General features: G+C 63.6%; 6 protein-coding genes. All 6 read right to left on the reverse strand.

The genetic code is table 11. From position 1 onward, the window contains the following. Positions 1 to 252: 252 nt before the first annotated feature. The 6 genes from argR to AC0SZ7_RS10835 all read right to left on the reverse strand — a co-directional run bounded on the left by argR (position 253) and on the right by AC0SZ7_RS10835 (position 5,512). Positions 253 to 1,233 carry a transcriptional regulator ArgR gene (argR, locus tag AC0SZ7_RS10810; RefSeq protein ID WP_475504397.1) on the reverse strand — a complete coding sequence of 327 codons (981 nt, stop codon included), beginning with the start codon at positions 1,231 to 1,233 and terminating at the stop codon, positions 253 to 255. A 127-nt stretch (positions 1,234 to 1,360) separates the two neighbouring features. Beyond that, on the reverse strand, positions 1,361 to 2,125 hold the full coding sequence (locus AC0SZ7_RS10815) for an ABC transporter ATP-binding protein (RefSeq protein ID WP_027978661.1): 765 nt from the start codon (positions 2,123 to 2,125) through the stop codon (positions 1,361 to 1,363). Between the two features lie 19 nt (positions 2,126 to 2,144). Continuing rightward, positions 2,145 to 3,257 (reverse strand): M14 family metallopeptidase, encoded by a 1,113-nt coding sequence (locus tag AC0SZ7_RS10820; protein ID WP_475504398.1) that lies wholly within the window; start codon positions 3,255 to 3,257, stop codon positions 2,145 to 2,147. Between the two features lie 4 nt (positions 3,258 to 3,261). Beyond that, complete coding sequence (locus tag AC0SZ7_RS10825) at positions 3,262 to 3,960, reverse strand: ABC transporter permease (RefSeq protein ID WP_027978663.1); 699 nt, start codon at positions 3,958 to 3,960, stop codon at positions 3,262 to 3,264. Further along, positions 3,957 to 4,646 (reverse strand): ABC transporter permease, encoded by a 690-nt coding sequence (locus tag AC0SZ7_RS10830; RefSeq protein WP_457356931.1) that lies wholly within the window; start codon positions 4,644 to 4,646, stop codon positions 3,957 to 3,959. The genes AC0SZ7_RS10825 and AC0SZ7_RS10830 overlap by 4 nt, the downstream gene beginning before the upstream one ends. 89 nt (positions 4,647 to 4,735) lie before the next feature. Further along, a complete protein-coding gene (locus AC0SZ7_RS10835) occupies positions 4,736 to 5,512 on the reverse strand; it encodes an ABC transporter substrate-binding protein (RefSeq protein WP_475504399.1) in 777 nt (258 codons plus the stop codon). Positions 5,513 to 6,000: the final 488 nt, after the last annotated feature.

Genomic DNA, 6,000 nt, shown 5'->3' on the forward strand with positions numbered 1-6,000 from the left:
ATCCATCAGGCCATGGCACGGTGCAACAAATGTAGATGCTGCCGCCAGGCTGCGTTGCGCCGCGCGGGCGGCGCTCGATCTCAAGAGCGCCAGAAAAACCAAGGCATGCACCCGCCAGCCTCACCACTATCCGTAGCCGCTGCCGTCAGGCTGCGCTGGCCCCTGAGTACGCTGGAGATTTTCAGTGTGGCTGAGGGCCAGCGCAGCCTGGCGGCAGCGGCTACGGGGTCTGCGGGCGTTGTGGGATGGTGGTTACCCGCGCTCCGCAGGCACCGACGACAGCTCGAACGGGCTGCTGCTGCGGCGCTGGTTGCGGTCTTCGCGTGGCGTTGCGCCGAAGAAATTGCGGTAGGCACTGGAAAAATGCGGCCCCGACGAGAACCCGCACGACAAGCCGATCTGGATAATCGACTTGCTGGTCTGCATCAGCATCTGCCGCGCCTTGTTCAGGCGCAGTTCCAGGTAATACTGGCTCGGCACCCGGTTCAGGTACTGCTTGAAGATGCGCTCCAGCTGCCGGCGCGACACGCACACGTGCTGGGCGATTTCGTCGGTGGTCAGCGGCTCTTCGATGTTGGCTTCCATCAGCAGCACCGCCTGGGTGAGCTTTGGGTGGCTGGAACCCAGGCGGTTCTGCAGGGGGATGCGCTGGCGTTCGCCGCCTTCGCGGATGCGCTCGACTACCAGTTCTTCAGACACCGCGCCCGCAAGCTCGGCACCGTGGTCGCGGGCCAGCACCGCCAACAGCAGGTCGAGCACCGACAGGCCGCCACAGGCGGTCATGCGGTCACGGTCCCAGTCAAACAGGTGGCTGGTGGCAATGACCTTGGGGAAACGCTCGGTGAAATCATCCTGCCAGCGCCAGTGCACTGCGGCGCGGTAGCCATCCAGCAGGCCGACCTGGGCCATGGGGTAGACGCCTGCGGACAGCCCGCCGATCACGCAGCCCGAACGCACCAGCTGCTTGAGCGCAGTGGCCAGCGCAGGCGCCAGCGCGGCCGGTGGCTCGTCGGCCAGCAGGAACAGTTTCTGACAGCCTTCCAGGCGGCCCGCCCATGGCTCGCCCGGCAATTGCCAACCGCCCTCGGGGGCAGGCTCGGCGTGCAGGAACACCATCTCGTAGGCCACTTCCGGGTGCACCTTCTGGGCCACATCCAGGGCCTCTTCAGCCAGCGCCAGGGTCAGGGCCTTGGTGCTCGGCCAGATGAGAAAACCGATTCGTTGGGCTGTCATGGGGTGCGGTCCGAAACCTGTTCAGGATCAATGCTCGGCAGAGCGGGTGGAAGGAACATGCTGCCAGGACGCGCAGCATGCCCCTTTCTACAACAACGTGGCAGTCATCGTTTGTATCAAATGACGACTACTTCAGGCTTCCGGACAGGAACTGCTGCAGGCGCTCGGATTTCGGGTTGGCCAACACGTCGCGCGGGCAGCCCGACTCTTCCACCAGGCCCTTGTGCAGGAACACCAGTTGGTTGGACACCTCGCGGGCGAAGCCCATCTCGTGGGTGACCACCACCATGGTGCGGCCTTCCTGGGCCAGGTCCTGCATTACCTTCAACACGTCGCCCACCAGTTCCGGGTCCAATGCCGAGGTAGGTTCGTCGAACAGCATCACCTCGGGCTCCATGGCCAGGGCACGGGCGATGGCCACGCGCTGCTGCTCGCCGCCGGACATATGGCCCGGGTAGGCGTCCTTGCGGTGCGCCACGCCGACCTTGTTCAGGTAGTGCTCGGCTTTTTCCAGCGCCTCTTTCTTCGACACGCCCAGCACGTGCACCGGCGCCTCGATGATGTTTTCCAGGGCGGTCATGTGCGCCCACAGGTTGAAGTGCTGGAACACCATGGACAGCCGCGAGCGCATGCGCTGCAGCTGCTTGGGGTCGGCGGCCTTGAGGGCGCCGTCCTTGCTGGCCACCAGTTGCAGCTCTTCATTGTTGAGCAGGATCTTGCCGGCGTGCGGCTGCTCCAGCAGGTTGATGCAACGCAGGAAGGTACTCTTGCCCGAGCCGCTGGAGCCGATGATGCTGATGACATCGCCGGCCTTGGCGGCCAGGGACACACCCTTGAGCACTTCATGACTGCCGTAGCGTTTATGCAGGTCCTGGACTTCAAGTTTGTACATAGCGGTTCTCACAAAACAGTCAGTCGTTGAGCAGGCGCCCGCGACGAAGGGGTTGGCGCCCGGCGACCTTGGCCAGCCAGAAACCCGGCTGGGCGTAACGCAGTCGTTCGATGGCAAACAGCACGCCGGCAGTGCCGGCACACACGACGGTAACGCGATCGGCCAACGGGTCGATCACTTCAAACAGCGGGTCGCCCGCCTCTACCCATTCACCGGGCGCGCGCAGGAAACTGACCACGCCGGGGTGCGGGGCAAACAGCAATTCGGTGCCTTCGAAGGGCATGCCTTCGCACGGTTCGTTGGCGGCTGGCGGCCACTCGCCGGCGATCAGCCCCTGTTCGGCAAGGAACGCCAGAATGCCTTCGGCATGGCGCTCGGCGTCATCACGCGCGGTATCGGCCTGGCCGCCCAGCTCAACGGTGGTGGCCAGGCAGGCCAGTGGCAGCTGCGCATCGGGGAAACACCGGGACAGGCGCAGCCATGGCAGCGAGCAGGCTTCGTCGAACGAACTGCCGCCCGAGTCTTCGGCCAGCAGGCCCACGCGCACGTTCAGGTGCGCGGCCAGCGAGCGCCACTGTGGCCAGTGCTGGGGCAGCGCATACATGTGCAGCGTGGCGTCGGCGTCGCAGTGCAGGTCCAGCACCACGTCGGCATCGCAGGCATGGCTCAGCAGCAGGCGTTGCAGGCCCTGCAACTGGCTCGCCGCCGGCGGCAGCGCCGCCAGGGTGTCGCGCATGGCCTGGCGCACCAGGCGAATGTTGGCGTGGGCATCGTCACCCAGCTGGCCAGCCAGCGCGGCAGCCACCGGCTCGCTCAGCTCATGGAAATCGCGGTTGAAGTTCTTGCCGCTGCCGAACTCGAAACGCCCCTGGTGGGCACCCTGCAGCAGCTGGCCCAGGCCGATGGGGTTGGCCACCGGCACCAGCTCGATGACGCCCTTGAGCTGGCCGGCCTCTTCCAGCGCCAGCAGGCGCTTTTTCAGTTCCCAGGCGGTGCGCATGCCCGGCAATTCGTCGGCGTGCAGGCTGGCCTGGATGTAGGCCTTGCGCTCGCCGCTGCCGAAGCGGAACACGCTCAGGTGGCGTTCGCTGCCCAGGGTGCTCCAGGGCAATGGATGATCGATGCGTTGCATGTCTTCAGCCCTTGCGTGGTGCCAGGTAGCCCAGCCAGCGGCGCTCGGCCAGCTTGAACAGGCGAACCAGGATAAAGGTCAGGCACAGGTAGAAAACGCCTGCGGTGATATAGGCTTCGAACGGCAGGTAGTACTGCGCGTTCACTGTGCGTGCCGCCCCCGTGATGTCGATCAGGGTGACGATGGACGCAAGGCTGGTGGTCTGCAGCATCATGATGACTTCGTTGCTGTACTGCGGCAGCGCCCGGCGCAGGGCCGACGGCAGCAGGATGCGACGGTACATCTTGACGCGCGACATGCCCATGGCCCGCGCCGCCTCGATCTCGCCATGGGGCGTGGCCTTGAGGCTGCCGGCGACGATTTCCGCGGTGTAGGCGCTGGTATTGATGGCAAATGCCAGGCAGGCGCAGAAGGTGGCGCTGGACAGCCACGGCCAGAAGATACTCTCGCGCACCACGGCGAACTGGGCCAGGCCGTAGTAGATCAGGAACAACTGCACCAGCATCGGCGTGCCACGAATCACGTAGGTGTACAGCCATGCCGGCAGGTTCACCAGCGGCCGCTTGGACACCCGCATCAGCCCCAGCGGCAAGGCCGCCAGCAGGCCGAAGAACAGCGACAGCAGCAACAGTTTGATGGTTTCCAGCACGCCGCTGAAGTACAGCGGCAGGTTTTCCCAGACCACGTTGTAATCGAAAATCATAGTTCAGCCACCCTTACGCCAGCCGAGTAGCGTTTTTCCAGGAAGCGCAGGGCCAGCAGCGAGACGCTGGTGATCACCAGGTACAGCGCGGCCACCGCCAGGAAGAAAGTGAACGGCTGGCGCGTGGCGTCCGCCGCGGCCTTGGCCTTGAACATCATGTCCTGCAGGCCCACCACCGACACCAGCGCCGTGGCCTTGACCAGTACCAGCCAGTTGTTGGTGAAGCCTGGAATGGCCAGGCGGATCATCTGCGGCACCAGCACGCGGAAGAACACCTGGCGGCTGTTCATGCCATAGGCAAGGCCAGCCTCGGCCTGCCCCTTGGGGATGGCCATGAACGCACCACGGAAGGTTTCCGACAGGTACGCCCCGAAAATGAAGCCCAGCGTGCCGATACCGGCCGCCATTGGGTCAAGGTCGATATAGTCGTCGAAGCCCAGCAGGGGCGCGACGCGGTTGAGCAGGTCCTGGCCGCCGAAGAAGATCAGCAGGATCAGCACCAGGTCGGGAATGCCGCGGATGACCGTGGAATAGGTCGCCCCCAGCCAGGCCAGCCAACGCACCGGCGACAGCCGCAGTGCGACGACGATCAATCCCAGGGCAATGGCCAGTGCCATCGACGACAGGGCCAACTGCAAGGTCAGCCAGGTGCCATCGAGGATGACTGCCCCGTAGCCTTCTAACATGTAAATTTCCTCGACCGTGGAAATGAAAAAATGGTGCAAGCCTCAGCGCCTGCGGCTTGCACCATCTGTCGGGTGACGCTTACAGCCAGTTACTGGCCGTAGATGTCGAAGTTGAAGTACTTGTCCTGGATCTGCTTGTACTTGCCATTGGCGCGGATGGCGGCGATGGCAGCGTTGAGCTTGTCGAGGTCAGCCTTGTCACCTTTACGCACGGCAATACCCACGCCGTCACCGAAGTATTTGACGTCGGTGAACGAGGGGCCTGCAAAAGCGTAGCCCTTGCCGGCGTCGGTGTTCAGGAAGCCGTCCTGCAGCAGGGTGGCGTCGGCCAGGGTGCCGTCGAGGCGGCCGGCGGTCACGTCCAGGTAGATCTCGTTCTGCGAGCCATACGGCACCACTTCCACGCCTTTTGGCGCCAGCACTTCGCGGGCGAAACGCTCGTGGATGGAACCGCGCTGCACGCCGATCTTCTTGCCGTTCAGGCCGTCCAGGTTGTCGGCGACGGTGCTGCCTTCCTTCATCACCAGGCGCGCTGGGGTCAGGTAGTAGCGGTTGGTGAAATCAACCGACTTCTTGCGGTCTTCGGTGATCGACATGGACGACAGGATGGCGTCGATCTTGCGCACTTTCAGCGCCGGGATCAGGCCGTCGAACTCCTGCTCGACCCACTGGCACTTGACCTTCATCTCTTCGCACAGGGCGTTGCCGATGTCGTAGTCAAAACCGACGATGCTGCCGTCCGCAGCCTTGGAGGCGAACGGCGGGTAGGCCGCTTCGATACCGATCTTGAAAGGCTTCTCGTCGGCGAACGAGGACAGCGACAGCACGGACAGCGCCAGGGCGCCAAGAAGCACGAGTTTCTTCATCTCAGGACTCCATCGGTAAAGGGCAATAAATGGCAGAGTGAGCACAGGCCCAATATGCGAATGGGTACAACGCAGATAGCGGCGCGCGGCTCGGGAGCGTGGCTCATCGGGCGGCGGCAAGTGTCCGGCATTTTAGCGACAGCCCCGAAGCCGATATTTCTTCAATGCGACAACTAGTTACAGATGCACCGAGAATACGACCCGAGATTATTGACAGCCTTTGAGGTTTATGCAAAGGCAAATGACAGGGAACCGATCTATCAAGCAAATTGCGCGCCTATTATTCGCAAAGCCTTGTAATCCGGCAACCCTGGCGTTTGGCTTTGTCATTTTTCGTAGGACCGCTGCACCGGTTTGTGGCGTTTCGCCCCCTTTTGAGGCAGGGAAAGGTGACGGACGGTAACACCGATATATCCCGGTCATGTGGGAGCGGGGGTTGGACCCCGGGGTTTGGGGGGGCCCACACCGCCGGCCCCCCACCCCCCCCC

It is taken from the genome of Pseudomonas sp. JC1203, assembly GCF_056175065.1.

Excerpts from the sequence above, each read along its gene's own strand:
- argR (WP_475504397.1), bottom strand. The coding sequence starts at position 1,233 with ATGACAGCCCAACGAATCGGTTTTCTCATCTGGCCGAGCACCAAGGCC.
- AC0SZ7_RS10815 (WP_027978661.1), bottom strand. The coding sequence starts at position 2,125 with ATGTACAAACTTGAAGTCCAGGACCTGCATAAACGCTACGGCAGTCAT.
- AC0SZ7_RS10820 (WP_475504398.1), bottom strand. The coding sequence starts at position 3,257 with ATGCAACGCATCGATCATCCATTGCCCTGGAGCACCCTGGGCAGCGAA.
- AC0SZ7_RS10825 (WP_027978663.1), bottom strand. The coding sequence starts at position 3,960 with ATGATTTTCGATTACAACGTGGTCTGGGAAAACCTGCCGCTGTACTTC.
- AC0SZ7_RS10830 (WP_457356931.1), bottom strand. The coding sequence starts at position 4,646 with ATGTTAGAAGGCTACGGGGCAGTCATCCTCGATGGCACCTGGCTGACC.
- AC0SZ7_RS10835 (WP_475504399.1), bottom strand. The coding sequence starts at position 5,512 with ATGAAGAAACTCGTGCTTCTTGGCGCCCTGGCGCTGTCCGTGCTGTCG.